Origin of the sequence: Candidatus Manganitrophus noduliformans (assembly GCF_012184425.1) — a bacterium.
GTDB lineage: Bacteria > Nitrospirota > Nitrospiria > SBBL01 > Manganitrophaceae > Manganitrophus > Manganitrophus noduliformans.
Genome location: NZ_VTOW01000003.1, coordinates 534,390 through 550,383, shown reverse-complemented (window position 1 = coordinate 550,383; position 15,994 = coordinate 534,390). Strand labels below are relative to the sequence as shown.

Here is a 15,994-nt window from a genome sequence, read left to right as displayed (position 1 = left end):
TTCGGCTACGGCATGGGTCCGGTCTGACTGGCGACCCCGCCGCCGACAACCATGACAAAGATGAGGACCGCAATCTGAATCACCCACCCGACGACGCAGACGCCGACGGCGCGCAGGGTGCTCTGATAATCAAGCGCCTGTCTTACCGCCACCACCATGGCGATCAGCATCCAGATCGAAGACCCCATCAAAACAATGCCGCTGACGGCAGGGAGGAAGCCCAATATCCGGAGCAGGCCGGGCGCGCTGGCGAAGCCGAGGGTCCGGAGGAGCTCTCCATGGTCCGCCCTGGTCTGCGGCTCCGGAAGCATCTTCGTCCCGATCACATAGATCAGAAAAGCCCAAATATACCAGCCGATGAGGGCCGCCACCGTGCCGAGCGCCAGCCGCCCGATTCCTCCCCCCTGACTCATCGTTCCGATTCCGGCCGCCAGGCTGGAGAGGACCACGACCCCGATCGCCTGTTTCATCGCCCCCTTGTCGGCTTCCACCTCTTCATAGAGATTCACATCGAGCTGCGCTGCGCGAATCATCCGATCTACAAACTGACCCATCGACCCTCCTTCACCGAATACCGATACGAAAACGACGATCCACCGTCCGACACAGAAGCAAAATGATTTTGGATAATGACCATACCAAAAGAGCCGGTCGGAGTCTAGAGGAATCGTCGGAACAGGGTGATGAAGACGCTCTCTCCGGCTGGATGGAAGCCGATGACACCCGGAGTCTTCTTGAATTTGGCGCGCGGTTATGATAAATAAGAAGGCCAATCCACGTGGGGAATCATGTCTTATACCGATGCACTCGACTACCTCTACCGCCTGCAGTGGCACGGCATCCGCCCGGGACTGGAGCGGATGGAGCGTCTTCTCCGTCTGATCGATCATCCCGAGCGAAAATATCGCTCCGTCCATATCGGCGGAACGAACGGGAAGGGCTCGACCGCCGCGACCGTCGCTTCCATTCTGAAACGGGGAGGATACCGCGTCGGCCTCTACACCTCCCCCCATCTGATCGACTTCTCGGAACGGATTCGCATCTCGGGAAAGCCGATTGAACCGGACCAAATCGTCCGTCTGACGAACCTCTTAAGAAAACGAATCGGGGAAGAAGAGCCCGAGCTGGCCCTTTCCTTGACCTTTTTTGAGTTCACCACCGCGATCGCCTTCCTCTACTTCGCGGAGGCGAAGGTCGATCTGGCGGTGGTGGAGGTCGGTCTCGGGGGCCGATTCGATGCAACCAATCTTCTGACGCCGCTGGTCACCGCCATCACCCAGATCGATCTCGATCATGAACGTTACCTGGGGGCGACGATCGTTCAAATCGCGTTTGAAAAAGCCGGGATCATCAAAGCGGGGATCCCCCTGATTACCGGGGCGGCCCAGCCCGAGGTCCTTGCCCTCTTTGAGCAGGCGGCCCGGTCGAAAGGGGCGCCGATCCTCCGTCTCGACCATGAAATCAACGTGGAAGGGGACCGCCCGGAGAGTTTTGTATATCGGGGAGAGCGCGTGCGGACGGTCCACTCTCCGCTGCTCGGACGGCACCAAGTGCGGAACACGGCGGTCGCTCTGGGAATCGTCGAGCAGCTACAAGCGAAGGGGATCGCTCTTTCCGAGGAGGCGATCCTCGAAGGAATCCGTGAGGTGGAGTGGGCCGGACGGCTGGAAGTGATCCGGCGGCGGCCGCTCATTCTTCTCGACGGCGCCCACAACCCGGCGGGAGCGAGGGCGCTGGCCGATTATCTCGGGGAGGTCGATTCCGCGCGGCGCGGAAAACACTGGCTGATCGCGGGAATCATGCGCGACAAAAATATCCGCGACATTCTGAACCCGCTCCTTTCTTGGACCGATGAGATCGTCCTGACCCGGCCCGACATCGACCGGGCGGCCGAGACCGATCTCCTGATCGCCTCCCTTCAAGGGGCATCGCTCATTCAAACCGTCCGAGAGCGGGTGCCCGACGCGATCGATTACGTCGAGTCCAACCTGCGTCCGGAAGACACCCTCGTCATCGCCGGGTCGCTCTATACCGTCGGGGAGGCCAAAGCGGTTTATTCCGGAACCGTCCCCTCTCTGCTACGAGGATGACCCCTCGCTCCGGCGCATCGATAAAGCCTCTCCGTTCCCTTTATACGGGGAGCGCGCCGTTTCGGTCTTTCGGACGTGTCGGCTTTCCCTCGAAGACCTTCTCTCTGATCTTGCTGATGATCGGCTTTCTCCTTCCTTCCGTGCCGGCCGTGCCGGCGTGGGGGCTTCCCCAAGAACTGAACGGAGCCGTGTTGGGTCGCCCGGAAGCAAACGAGCCGATTCAACTCGACGCCGACCGCCTTGAATATCGGCGGGAGGAAGATCTTTTCATCGCCGAGGGATCGGTGGTCGCGATCCAGGGACCGCTTCGGATCGAGGCCGACGCCGTCAGACTCGATAATCGGACCGGCCGACTGATCGCCGAGGGAAACGTTCGCTTCACCGACGGCGACGACCGCATCGACGCCTCACGGGTCGAACTCGATGTCAACACACAGCTCGGCGTCCTCCACAATGCCGAAATCTTCATCGAAGTCGAAAACTATCACATCGAAGCGGACAAAGCCGAGCGTTACGCACTCGATCGCTACCTCCTTGAGAATGCCTATTTTACCGCCTGTGACTGCATCGACGACCCCGATTGGCACATCCGCGCCCAGCGCCTCCGGCTTCAGATCGACGGCTACCTGACGGCGCGCAATGTCGTCTTCTACGCAAACGAGGTTCCGATTCTCTATCTTCCGTATCTCCTCTACCCGGCGAAGACCGAACGCCAAACCGGTCTGTTGATTCCGCGATTGGGGTACAGTTCTCGCGACGGATTCCGCTACAACCAAGATTTCTTCTGGGCCATTTCAAAAAGCCAGGACGTGACGTTCAATCTCGATCACCGCGGCGCCCGGGGCATTGGCGGGGGATTGGAGTACCGCTACGTCTTATCGAAGTTCTCGCAGGGCTACCTGGAAACGAATTACTTTTACGATAAAATAGATCAAGTCGGCCAATGGGAGATCCGCTACAACCACGAACAGCGTTTTACCGATCGGATCAACGCCAAGATCGACGTTCACTACGTCAACCAACAGGATTTTTTCCAGGAGCTCTCGGACGTCACCGCCGAGCGGGCGCAGCAGAATATCGAATCGAACCTCTTCGTCACCTACCGCGGGGACGAATCGTTTGCCTATCTCCTCGGCCGGTATACACAGGACCTGACGACGCCGAGCAACAGCACCACCGCGCAGCGTCTTCCGGAGGTCGGCTACAGCCTGATTGAGCATCGTCTCGGCCGATCACCGGTCTACTTCAACTTTGAGAGCAACGCCGTGAACTTCTGGCGCTCGGAGGGACTGACCACCCAGCGGGTCGATCTTTATCCAAGGCTTTCCGCCCCGATTTCCCTTTCCGGCGCCGGGACGCTGACCCCCTGGGCCGGCGTCCGGGAGACCTGGTACAGCCGGGGAACGACCGAGGAGCCGGTCAGCCGGGAGATTTTTCCAACCGGCCTTCATTGGGAAGAGCACCTTTCCAAAGAGCGGGGAGGGAGCGTTCACCTGTTGAGCCCGTCACTCATGTATGAGTATATCCCGGTGGAAGATCACCCCGACGTTCCACAATTCGACGAACTCGACCAGCTCCAAGACCGCAACGCGGTGACCGCTTCGGTGACGCAGCGTTTCATGCGGCGGGACGTGAAAGGAGTCTTACAAGAAAGGATCTATCTTCGATTCACCGAAACCTACAGCCTGCGGGACGCCCGGTCGGATGGGGACGACACGGAGCCTTTCTCCGATTTTCGCGGCGAGGCGGTGGTTCACTTCACCGATTACCTCTCCCTCGGTTTCGACGCCTTCTACGACCTCTACGATCGTCGCTTCTCCTTCTGGAACACCGATCTAACGATCGATCTTCCCCCGTATCTGATCGCTTCCGTCGGACAGCGCTACACGCGGGGAGGGACCCTTCCGCAGCGGGGGGACCTCTTCAATCCGCTCTATCTCGGCGATCAGGAACCGGCCCCCCGCATTCAGTTCTGGACGGAGAAGATTATGATCCGAACCCCCTGGGGGGTCAGCCTCGCCAGCCGCGCTTACTTCGACGCCGAAACAAGCAAGTTCGTCGAGATCGCCTACGGCCTCCAATACGAAGACCAGTGCTGGGGAATCACGGTCACTTACCTGGACCTCCGCACCCGAAACGAGTTCTCATTCATGCTCACCTTGAAAGGGCTGGGGGCCACCGGATCGCGGAAGTTTGCCAGCATCTTTTAAGGGCAATGCGGCATGGCGAATGCGGATTTCGGATTGCGGAGTAATTAAGGAGAGAAGCCGGAAGTCAGAGGATCACGCGGAGAGCAATCTCTCCAGCGCCGTTTTAAAGGCGATGAGATGGATCTCGACCCGCTCCTGCATTTTAAGATGCACCGGGGTCTCGGAGGTGATGACGTGGGAGGTGCCGTTCATGTAGAAGTAGAGCGCCTGCGGCCACTGCCGCTTCCGAGCGAAGCGCCGTTTGAAGAAGCCGGAGGAAACATCGGGGCTGATTAATCCCTTTTCGGCCGGGGCCCCTTCGATTTCGGTCTGAAGATTGATCGGGTATTTCTTCGCCACCCGCCGGATGATCTTCCGGCCGACCGCTTGGGCCGGGCTGCGAAAAACTTCGTACAGATAAAATCCCGGCGTGTCGATATCCTCGTGGAACTCGACATCGAGATCAAATTTTTTCCCGTCGATGACCTTTTTGACGAACCGTACTTCCGCGGCGGGCCGCTGCCGGACATACTGCCGGTTGAGATCAATTCGAGACCGGTTCTCACGTGTGTGGTGCTCATACCCGAATGGGTTAATGCAGGGAAAAAGGATAAACTGAAACCGGCCAAGAAGCGCCGGCTGGTTCCGGATCATTTCAATGACGGCGAGGATCGCCTCGACGCCGGCCGGCTCATCGCCGTGAATCCCTCCGGAAAGGCAGATCTTTTTCTTTCCCCGCCCGTCGGGGGTCGAAACCACCCAGAAGGGATACCGGTGGGGATCGGCGCGAACCGTTCCAAGGAGATGGGCCTCTACCCCTTTTGTTTCCTTCACCGACCGGAGCATCCGCTCGATCGTTTCCGAATAGGAGCGGACTTTATGTGTCGGCGCCATCGACCCCATCTAAGAAACCCCCTTCGCCTGTTTTAACCGATCGAGGGTGCGCTTGGCCGCATCGATCCGGATATCCTTCGGGTCGAGCGGGGAGTGCGAAATAAATGTTTCCAACGCCTGCCGGACCGAAGTTGTTTGTCCCATCTCCTGATAAGCCAAACCGAGATAGTACTGGACCATGCTTCCGGAGGCTTGATTCCCGAGTTGCTCCGCCGCTTTCTCCAGCTCGACGCTGGCCGGCTCGAACATTCCCAATATAAAGAGGCCGGTTCCGCTATAGAGATGGCCCAACGGGGCCGCCACCAATCGGTTGAAAAGGAGCGCCATCCGCTCTTCCTCCGGAATCTCGATTCCGTTCTTCTTCCGCCATTCGATCTGCTTGGCGTAGGGGAGGGTGGAGAAGCGCTTCGGCTCCAGCTCCAGATCCTTTCGCCAATCGTTGAGGCTGGTGATGAATCGGCCCAGCGCCTGATTGGCCTCCGCTTCTTTTTTCAGCTTACCAAAAACGAGACTCTGATAGTAGTAGGCGAACGGCTCGGAGAAGACCCTTCCTCGGTCGAGCTCATCCAGCGCCCGCTGATACTGGCCGAGATAGTAGAGATTGACGCCATGATAAAAAGCGGCGATCAACTTTTCAGGATGGTCCTTTCGGAGCCGAGAGAGAAGCGGCTCCGCCTGATGAAACGCCCCTTGTTCCTGGTACAACTTGGCCAGACTCAGAGAGGCCTCCGCATGGGAGGGATCCTTCTTCAGGGCGGCCTGCCAGGCGCGGAAAGCGCCGTCGCGATCTCCCTGCTTCTGAAAGAACGAACCCATGAGCCAGTCTCCCTCGGCGGACGGATGGAGAAGGAGCCCCTTTTGGACCATGTCGCGGGCGTCGGTCTCTTTTCCGTTCCGAAGGAGCGCTTTGGCGATGGCGAAAAATGCCTCTCCCTTTGCGCTGTTGGGTTCCGCCGGGTCGATCAGATAAAGCTCCCCGCCGCGCGACGCCCCTTTCATGTCGGCCATATGAATCGAGAGGGTATCTTCGAAAAGCGATTTCGGCGTTTGGAACTCGACGACGGTATAATCGTCGGTGTTGAAGATCCCTTCGCCGGTGTAACGCTCGATCTCGTTGGGCCCTAGGAGAAAATAAGCCCAGAGGTCATACGGAGAGTAGACCTCGGCCCGCGCGAGATCGTTTGCAACGGCATGGACCGCCATCCGCCGGGCGATCTCCTCCCGGTCAATGACGATTTCGCGATCGGAGCCGATCAGGATCAGATCGCCGGCGTCTGTATAAAAAATAAAGACGTGCGGAAAAACGGAATGGAAGGTCCGGATCACCGCCTTCAGCTCCGGCGCCCGGATGCCGTAGAAATGAATCCACTGGGCGAAGATTCCCCCCGGGCGCAGTCGCGATCGGCCCAGGCGAAAGAACTCCTCCGTGAAAAGTTTGGAGGAGCCGCTCCGCCAAGGATGCGACGGCTCGGAAACGATCACGTCGAAGCGCTCTTTCGAAAGAATGAGGTAATTGCGGGCGTCGTCGACGACGATTTGGACGCGCGGGTCCTCAAGGACGCTTCCGTTAAACGGATCGAAGAAGCGCGACGCCTCGACGACCGCCGGCTCGATTTCCAGGGTGACGAGCTTCGAGAGGGGATGGGTCGCGATGGCGCCGGTGGTGATCCCGGAGCCGTGTCCGATCGAGATGACCTCCTTTGCCTCCGGCGCGAGGAGCATCGGAAGATGGCCGACAAGCAGCTGCGTCTTCATGTCGCCGGTGGTGGAGGCATTAGCCTTGCCGTCGATCGCTAAGGTGAGATGAGGGTGCTTCGCCAGTGTCGGGTGCTGAACCACGGTGACGGTGGATGAGATTCCCTCTTTATAGAAAAGAAGGTCGAGGGTCGATAATTTCCCGAAGAGCTCGCTCGACATATGCAGCGGGTTCCAGGCCGGGGTCGAGAAGCCGACGACAACGAGAAACGCGCCAACCCCGCCGACCGCCCAAAGGCGCGCCTCTCCGATTTCGCGCATCTGCATCCAGAGAAGAAGGCTTAAGACGGCGTTGGTGAAGATGGCGACGTGGAGGCTTTTCTGAATGCCGAGCGCCGGGAGGAGGATAAATCCGACCGAGAAGGAACCGACGATCGTTCCGACCGTATTAACGGCGTAAGCGCGGCCGACGATCGACCCCAACCCGGTATCCATGACCGCTTGGCTTTTTCGCTTCGGTTCGTGAGCGGAACTCCCTCCGCCGGTCAGAAGATGGATCACCAGCGGGAAGACCCCTCCCATGAGGACGGTCGGGATCAGCATCACGGCGGCGACAATGAAGAATTTGGAGGCGGAAATAATTCCCCCCTCCGAGTGGAAGATTTCAAGAAGCTTGAAGAAGAGAACGGGGAGGAGGGGAAAAAGAAATTCCCCCCCGAAAGCAAACAGCGCGATCCCCCCTTGAACGAGGGCCAATAAAAGAAGGGGACGCGAAAACCGCTTCAGGAAGAACGAAAAGAGAAAGCTCCCGATCGCAAGCCCCATGAGAAAGGTGGCAAGCATGGTTGCAAAGGAGTAGAGGGTCGACCCGAGAATCAGCGTCAGGATGCGCGTCCAGACCACTTCGTAAATCATTGCGGCAAAACCGGAGAGGGCGAAGGTGATCAACAAGAGTCGACGCGGCGATTGCGGGCGCTTCGGAGCGGAGATCGGCGTTTTTTCAACGGAGGCCTCCATGGGGATGATTCGATATTTCCCGCGCCAGATCGCGAGAAGGCCGACCGCGCCGTTCAGCGCCGCCGCAAGAAGCACCGTTTTGTTCAAACCCAAAGTAGGAAGGAGGACAAACCCGGCCCCCAAAACCCCGATCACCGCCCCCAACGTATTGAAGGCATAAAGAAGCCCGACCCCTTTTCCGACCTCGGCATTGTTTTTATAGAGGCGGGCAAGCACAGGGAGGGTTCCTCCCATCAAGGCGGTCGGAAGAAGGAGGACAAGCACCGCCATCACAAATCGGACCAGGCTGAAGATATAGAACGAGAAGTCAAAGAGGCCGTGGAGATACTGATAGATCGGAATCAGCGAAGAGAGGAGGAACGGAACGAGAAAAGCATACCCTCCGATGCCCAGCTCAAGAAAGCCGTAGATGCGCAGAGGGTTTGAATAGCGGTCGGCGCGCCGGCCGAAGAAATCGCTCCCCAGCGCCAGCCCCCCCATGAATGCGGTCAGGAGGGTGGAGATCGCAAACATCGATGCGCCGAAAACCAAGACCAATTCGCGCATCCAGACCATCTGGTAGATCAGCGCGGTGACGCCTGAAAAAAAGAAGAGAATGGAAACCAAGTTGACCGGGGCTCCAAAAAATCGAACCCCTTATCATAGTCGATCTTTCCGGAAAATTCAAACCCGACTTTGAAGAATCCCCGCCCCGAGGGGGCGGGGATTCTTCGACCCGAAACGAAGAAAGACTTCTTTAGATAGTTTGCTCGCTAACCCCGTCCCAGAGGAGCGAAGATGCGCTCGCAATGCGTGTTTATGATAGAAGTTGACACCCGTTCCGAGAAATGTTAAAAAAGACCTTTCACTTTTCCGATTTCTTCAAAACTGAAGAGATCACCTTGTTCTTCCCATCGTCATCAAGCGAGCCGCTAGCTCAGTTGGTAGAGCACCGCCCTTTTAAGGCGGGTGTCCTGGGTTCGAATCCCAGGCGGCTCACCAGGCTTCTCAAATCGCTTCATCCCTCATCTTTCATCCCGACTAATACTCAATCGTTTTTCTGTTTTTACATCCAGAAAAAATCGCCGAAATTGTCGTATTTCTTGAAGTTCTAAGAAAAAATTTAATGATTTTTTAATTTGACAATGGACTTTTTTAATGTATATTCAACATATTGTATAGTTTTCTCCGGTATCTGATTGTTTTTGCGACCTTGTCTGGAGCTTTAAGGTTGACTGCCAAAGCAAGAACAAGGGCAACGAATCAGACCCACGTAGGTAGTCCTTTCCTACCTTGTTTCCTTCTCCTGAATGTCTCAGGACTTGTCCACTCCATGTTTTATTCATTTCTCTTCTATGAAGATGAAACAGATAAAACCGATTTCATTCAGATAAAAAATATTCTACTTGTGCACGACGGCCCTTTTGCAAACCGATGGGATGAAACATTCCCATTTTTTGTGATGAAGCAATAAATGGAATTGAAGTATGAGGTCAGCTTTATGAAACACCCGGATCGCCGCTCCTATTTTCGCGCAAAAGAGATTGTACCGATCTCAATCATTTTTCGAGATCGAGAGATGAAGAAAGAGAAAAGGATTAAAGGTGAAGCGCTTGATATCGGTTTGACAGGACTTTCAATTTCTACCGAAAAAGCCCTCCCCCAAACTGAGAAGGGCGTTATCGAAATTAGTCTTCCCAACCCCTTCAATCCGATAAAAGCCCGAATACGGATTAAATGGCGGAACGATCAGAAACACGCTTATGGTTTAGAGTTCTATCAATCAGAGAATGGCGATTTGAACAGTTGGGATGAGTTTGTAAAAGGTTCTTCAAATGCAGCGATACCGGATCGGAGGCAAAAGGAGGAGGGGAGAAAAAGAAATTCAGATGGACTCTCTCGTCCATTTAAAAATGATGAAAAACGGAAGATCATTCGAAGAATTACAGACCTCATTGAGTCGGAAAATACCGATCTATTCCACACCGGAAAAAGATCGGACATTACCACTTTGGATCTCATCCCCAACCGAAAAGATGCAAATTACACGAATGATACGGCAGCGGCAAGACGTAAATGGTTGGAACTTAAAACCGGAGTCAAATTGGAAAACGTGAGCGTTTTCAGCGACTGCCCGGAAAATATGAAAGGCAACATCGAAAACTTTATTGGAGTGTCTCAAATTCCGATCGGTATTGCCGGGCCGCTGAAAATAAATGGCAAATTCGCGAAAGGAAACTTCTACGTTCCGATGGCCACGACGGAAGGCGCATTGGTTTACACCTATACTCAGGGCATGCAAATTCTGTCTTTAGCAGGAGGGGTCAACACAGCCGTACTGAAAGATGAACTCCATATCTCCTCTATATTTACCTTCAAAAACATCTCCGAAGCGCTCAATTTTAAAAAATGGCTTCTTGCTAATTTTGAACGCATTAAAACGCACGCGGATGGAACCACTCGACATGGAAAACTCATCCGTATCGAGCCGATTATCTTTGACCGGAATGTAACAGTCAAATTTTATTATTCTACCGCGGACGCATCGGGCGTCAATATGGTTACGTTTGCCACGGATGCCGCTTGTAAATTCATAAGCTCTATCGTAAAACCCGCTAAATTCTTCATTCAATCCAATTATTCCTCGATCAAAAAAGTGACCGCCCATAACTTTATCAGCGGGTACGGAAAATCGCTCATCGCGGAGTGCGTCATTCCGAGAAAGCTCGTCAAAAGAACGTTTAATGTATGGCCGGAAACGATGGTCGATTACTTCCGGCTCGTCCTTTTGAGTACGACGCATGCCGCCATGATCGGGATGAACGGCCACGTCGCAAACGGGTTGGCGGCGATCTTTCTGGCTTGCGGCCAAGATGTCGCGAGTGTCGTAGAATCGCATGCAAGCGTGATCAACTATGAGATCACTGAAAAAGGCGATCTTTACGCAAGCATCAAGCTGCCTTGTCTCGTCATCGGCACGGTCGGAGGGGGGGTCGGCTTGGGAACACAAAGGGAATGCCTTGAATTGATGGGGTGCTTCGGTCACGGACACGCAAAGAAGTTTGCTGAAATTATTGCGGCGACAACCTTGGGAGGAGAGATTGCCATTTGCGCAAGGATCGCAAACGGCACTTTCGTGGAAGGTCATAAGAAGTATGGAAGAAAAACCGGTCCGCAAGTGGATCGATCGCTGGCCCTTCTTCATTCAAACGGTCATGATGAACAAAGTTAATGCACCACTGAATAATATTCTTCTTCATGTAAATAAAAGTACTTTTTGGGCCGGGTTTGTATTATGTGTATACAGTTTCTTCATGTATGCGCTTTTCGTGATACAAAGCTCGGAAAAAATCAATTTCTACTCCATCCCTCCCATCGTCACTTCAATCTTATATTTCATGTTTGGATACTATATTTTCCAAAAAAACTCAAACTCACCTGCAAACATTGCACTCGCTTCGTTATGGTTATCTATCGCAATTTGGCTTTCAGGTTATGCGATGATTTATTTGTCCGCTGATTACGAACATGGGTTGTATTGGGCAAAATTTCTATACTTCGGCGTGCTTTTAATTCCGACGACATTCTATTATTTCACCGTTGAGTTCTTGGGATTAGAACGGCAGAGAAAGCGATCTTTAGCGGTATACTCCGTCAGCGCGATTTTCATATTAGAAATGTTGACAAGTAATCGATTTTTGAATGGGCTATACGCGTATTATTGGGGCAATTATGTCAGAGCAGGTTTCCTTCAAAATATTTTTCTGTTTTTTTTCAGCATTACCTATGCGGGCGGGCTGCTAAATCTCTACCAGGGATATAAGAAAAAACTCGACGAATCTCAAATAGAAGCCAAGCGAATCCAATTCGTATTTTGGGCCTTCGTGATCGCCGTCATCGGCGCCACCGATTTTATTCCCAATTACGGTTTCGAATATTACCCCTTCGGTTATCTTCTGATCGGCGCGCTTTTCGGCGTGATCAGTTATACCATCATCCAGTATCGCCTTTTGGATATTTCGACAGTCATTCACAAAACGATTATGTGGCTCGTCACTTCTTCTCTGATTATTATACCGATCAGCGTTCTCTTTTACTTCGGAAGAAATCAAATCGATAGATTATCCAACCTGCAATTATCGATCTTCGTCGCCGGGCTTTTCATCCTCACCATACCGTATTTTAAATTGATTCAACCACGAATAGATCATTGGTTCCAACGAAGACAATACGATATGCAAAAAATCCTTCAAGGAATGGTCAAAGAGCTTGCGACGTTGAAGGATCTGGATAGTTTAATCGGTAAAATTGCAAGCACGATTCAAGATGCGCTTTACATCTCGAACATCACCCTCGTCTTATGGGATCATAAAGACGGACAATTTAAGATTGTAAAAGGGGAAAGCCAAGCGGCAAAACAGATTAGTCCTGATCACCCGTTTCTCTCATGGATGAAAGAACAAGATCGTGTCATTGAAGCGGATGAGATCGAGCTTGATCCGAAATATGAATCGATCCGTTCATGGGCTCAATCCTATTTTAAGCCGTTTCGTTCAAAGATCGCGTTGCCTCTGATCCATGACGGAAAGCTCATCGGGATCGTGAACATCGGAGAAAAAGACAATCTTAAATCCTTTTCCAACATGGATCTCGATTTTCTTTCAAACCTCCGCGCCGAAGCGTCCATCGCCCTGAGCAACTCCCTTCTCTATGACGACGTCAGCAAGATGTCGGAGGAGCTTCGACAATGGGCGGGCGAGTTGGAACGGAAAGTAGATGAACGGACCCGGGAATTGGCGGAGAGCAAGCGCCAGCTTGAGGAGTCCTACCAGAAACTTCAAGAGCTCGATCAAATCAAATCAAAGTTCTTCGCCAATATCAGTCATGAATTGCGGACGCCGATTACGCTCATCCTTGCCCCCACCGAAATGATGTTGAGCCGAAACTTAGGCAAGCTCACCAAAGATCAGGAAAAATATCTCACGATCATGCAAACCAACTCCCTGCGCTTATTAAAGTTGATCAATAACCTGCTGGATCTGGCGAAGGTGGACGCCGGCAAGATGGAGCTTTATTACAATCGAGCAGACTTTGCGAAGTACGTCAACGAGGTGGTCTTCTCCGTCAGCCCGATGGCGGAGAAAAAATCGTTGGACCTTCGATTTTCGTCCGAAGAAACGATTCCTGAATTCTTCTTTGACGCCGATAAAATCGAGAAGGTCATTCTGAATCTCGTATTCAATGCGCTCAAGTTCACCGAAAAAGGGGAGATCACCGTTTCCTGTTCACGGCAGGATAATGATGTCCTCGTAAAAGTCTCCGACAGCGGAATCGGTATTCCGAAAGAACATATGCCGAAGCTCTTCAGCAGATTCTCCCAAGCGGACAGCTCCGCCAGCCGAAAATATGAAGGAACCGGCATCGGCCTTGCCCTCTCTCGGGAGCTGGTCGAACTTCATCATGGAAAAATTTGGGCCGAAAGCGAAGAGGGGAGGGGAACGACTTTTTTATTCACCATCCCCATCTATACCCGGTTGGAAGATGTCCCGGGGGCCTTGGACCGGCGGACCGAGATCGTTTCGGTTCCCGAAAAGAGAAGGGAAGAGGATTGGACGAAAACTCTCGAAACCCAGGCGGATTACGCCACGGCAGGCATCGTACAGGAAACGGCCCCTCTTCCGGAAGAGACAAACTTTACAGACGGCCGGCATCGCCTCCTCCTGGTCGAAGACAATCCGAACATGCTCGGTTATATCGCATCGCAATTGAAAGACGAATACCAACTTCTCTTCGCCAAGGATGGACAAGAAGGGGTCGAGCGGGCCACATCCGAGATCCCCGACCTGGTGATCTCGGATGTGATGATGCCGTATAAAGACGGCCACCAGCTTTGCCGCGAAATCAAAGAAGAGCCGCGCACCTGCCACATTCCGATCATTCTCCTCACGGCAAAAACCGGCATTACGACAAAGATAGAAGGGTTGGAACACGGCGCGGACGACTATCTCACGAAGCCCTTCAACTCGCAAGAACTGCGCGCCCGCGTTCGCTCCCTGATCAACCTCAGAAAGTTAGAGCGTGAGATTCAGGTTCGGAATCATCAATTGGAAGAGACGCTGCAAGCGCTCAAGGAAACGCAGAGCCAGTTGGTCCAATCGGAGAAAATGGCGGCCTTGGGCCTTTTGGTGGCGGGGGTGGCCCATGAAATCAACAACCCGGTCAGCTTCGCCAAGGGGAGCCTTGCCATCGTCCGGCGCTCCCTGGAACAGATCAAGGCCGCGGATCGGCTGAGTCCCGTTGAAATGACCGAGCTGTTCGAGGATATCGATATCTCCGTTCAAGTGATCAAGAACGGGCTCGACCGCACCGAGAATATTATTAAAAACTTAAAAACGTTCGTCAGAAAGGATGAAGAGGTTCTGAAGCCCTTCGATCTTCACGAAGGGCTTGAATCCACCCTTCAACTCTTTCAACACGAGATCGCCCATCGAATTACGATCCGCCGGGAATATGGAAGAATATCCTCGGTGGAGGCGATTCCGGGACAAATCAACCAGGCTTTCATGAATGTCCTCCAGAACGCGGTTCAGTCGATTCCCGATCGAGGAGAGATCTTCATCAAAACGGAGCAGGAAGGGGAGCGCGTTCGGATCTCCGTCCGGGATACCGGATCCGGCATTTCCGAGAAGGACATTCCTCGCGTCTTCGATCCGTTTTTTACCACCAAAGAGGTCGGCAAGGGAACGGGATTGGGGATGACCATCACCTACAAGATTATCGAAAACCACCACGGAAAGATCGACGTGAAGAGCAAAGTCGGTTCGGGAACGGAGGTGGTCATTTCTCTTCCGCTGACGCAACCCGGCGTCCCGACGGAAAAAGCGGGGAAAGGGCTCTATGCCGGAAGCGCTCCGATATAAAGACTATCCGATTCTCTTTGTCGACGACGAAGAGATGGCCCTCGTCACCTTCAAAAATCTTTTCAAAAAAGAATTTACAATCCATACGGCCGGAAGCGGTGAGGCCGCGCTCGAGTTCATCGAAGGGCATCCCGAGTTGGCATTGATCGTTTCGGATCAACGCATGCCGGACATGACCGGCATCGAATTGCTCCGGCGTATTTCGGTGAAGAGGCCCAACCTCATTCGAATGCTGATCACCGCTTATACCGAAATAGAACTGGTGATCGACGCGATCAACCGGGGAAAAGTGCACCGATACATCACCAAACCCTACAATGAAGAGGAATTAAAACAGACTCTGAAGCAGGGGGTCGAGCGCTACTATCTGGTGAAGGAGCGGGACCGTCTTCATGCCGAAAAAATAGAAACATTCAAAAAGATGGCTCAAGCGAATCGGCTGACGGCGATCGGAATCCTGGCGGCCGGCATGGCGCACGAAATCAACAACCCCTTGGTCGCCATTAATACGTTTCTACAGATGATCCCTAAAAAATATGACGAAGAAATGAAAGACGAGGAGTTTTGGGATAAGTTTTACGCCGTCGCGGTGGGCGAAACCCATCGGATTCAGATGCTCATCAGCCAGCTTCTTCATTATTCGAAAACCCCCGAGGAAGAGGGGTTGAAATTGAACGGGGTGAATATCAACGATCTTCTTTACGAAACCATTACCTTCATTGATAATGAAGCGAAAAAGAAAGGGCTCACGATTCGGCAGGATTTCGAGCCCGATCTTCCCCTCTGTTATGTCGACCGGGAAAAGATCCGACAGGTTTTTTTAAATATCTTTCTGAATGCCATCCAGGCGACCCAGGAGGGCTACATCCGGATAAAAACGTCCGCCGACTTCGATAAAAAGCATCACGCGTTCTTCCATGTGGCGGTTGAAGACACCGGCGTCGGCATCACCGAAGAAAACCTTCAAAAGCTCTTCAACCCTTTCTTTACGACGAAACAAAACGAAGGAACCGGCCTCGGCCTGATGATGTGCCATCATATCATTGAAGAACACAGCGGCAGCATCGATGTCCGATCGGAACTCGGAAAAGGAACGACCATGACCATCCATCTGCCGGTCAATTTAACCGAATTCAACCGGAGAAAATCGGACCGCAGACCATCCGCTCCCTCCGCCGATCAGTAGCCCCGGCACTCCTTCGATGAAACG

At 53.3% G+C, this 15,994-nt stretch carries 8 protein-coding genes and 1 tRNA gene; 6 read left to right on the top strand and 3 right to left on the bottom strand.

The window, feature by feature from the left end:
- Positions 1 to 5: 5 nt before the first annotated feature.
- Complete coding sequence (locus MNODULE_RS17160) at positions 6 to 554, bottom strand: YIP1 family protein (protein WP_168062104.1); 549 nt, start codon at positions 552 to 554, stop codon at positions 6 to 8.
- 234 nt (positions 555 to 788) lie between these two features.
- Here MNODULE_RS17160 and MNODULE_RS17155 point away from each other — a divergent pair, with 234 nt between their 5' ends.
- Together MNODULE_RS17155 and MNODULE_RS17150 are read left to right on the top strand one after the other, a co-directional pair.
- Complete coding sequence (locus MNODULE_RS17155) at positions 789 to 2,090, top strand: bifunctional folylpolyglutamate synthase/dihydrofolate synthase (protein ID WP_168062102.1); 1,302 nt, start codon at positions 789 to 791, stop codon at positions 2,088 to 2,090.
- 116 nt (positions 2,091 to 2,206) lie between these two features.
- The gene (locus tag MNODULE_RS17150) at positions 2,207 to 4,300 is read left to right on the top strand and encodes an LPS-assembly protein LptD (protein ID WP_168062100.1); all 2,094 of its coding nucleotides are present in this window, start codon (positions 2,207 to 2,209) and stop codon (positions 4,298 to 4,300) included.
- Positions 4,301 to 4,372: 72 nt separating this feature from the next.
- Here MNODULE_RS17150 and MNODULE_RS17145 read toward each other — a convergent pair whose 3' ends face one another.
- Positions 4,373 to 5,173, bottom strand: coding sequence for a M14 family metallopeptidase (locus MNODULE_RS17145; RefSeq protein WP_168062098.1), 801 nt, complete (start codon positions 5,171 to 5,173; stop codon positions 4,373 to 4,375).
- A 9-nt stretch (positions 5,174 to 5,182) separates the two neighbouring features.
- Positions 5,183 to 8,491, bottom strand: coding sequence for an MFS transporter (locus tag MNODULE_RS17140; protein ID WP_168062095.1), 3,309 nt, complete (start codon positions 8,489 to 8,491; stop codon positions 5,183 to 5,185).
- A gap of 299 nt (positions 8,492 to 8,790) precedes the next feature.
- Here MNODULE_RS17140 and MNODULE_RS17135 point away from each other — a divergent pair.
- The 4 genes from MNODULE_RS17135 to MNODULE_RS17120 all read left to right on the top strand — a co-directional run bounded on the left by MNODULE_RS17135 (position 8,791) and on the right by MNODULE_RS17120 (position 15,970).
- Positions 8,791 to 8,866, top strand: a tRNA-Lys gene (locus tag MNODULE_RS17135).
- A gap of 472 nt (positions 8,867 to 9,338) precedes the next feature.
- Complete coding sequence (locus MNODULE_RS17130) at positions 9,339 to 11,096, top strand: PilZ domain-containing protein (protein ID WP_168062092.1); 1,758 nt, start codon at positions 9,339 to 9,341, stop codon at positions 11,094 to 11,096.
- Positions 11,020 to 14,784 (top strand): ATP-binding protein, encoded by a 3,765-nt coding sequence (locus MNODULE_RS17125; RefSeq protein WP_320412489.1) that lies wholly within the window; start codon positions 11,020 to 11,022, stop codon positions 14,782 to 14,784. The genes MNODULE_RS17130 and MNODULE_RS17125 overlap by 77 nt, the downstream gene beginning before the upstream one ends.
- On the top strand, positions 14,762 to 15,970 hold the full coding sequence (locus MNODULE_RS17120; RefSeq protein WP_168062088.1) for an ATP-binding response regulator: 1,209 nt from the start codon (positions 14,762 to 14,764) through the stop codon (positions 15,968 to 15,970). The genes MNODULE_RS17125 and MNODULE_RS17120 overlap by 23 nt, the downstream gene beginning before the upstream one ends.
- The last annotated feature ends 24 nt before the right edge of the window (positions 15,971 to 15,994 follow it).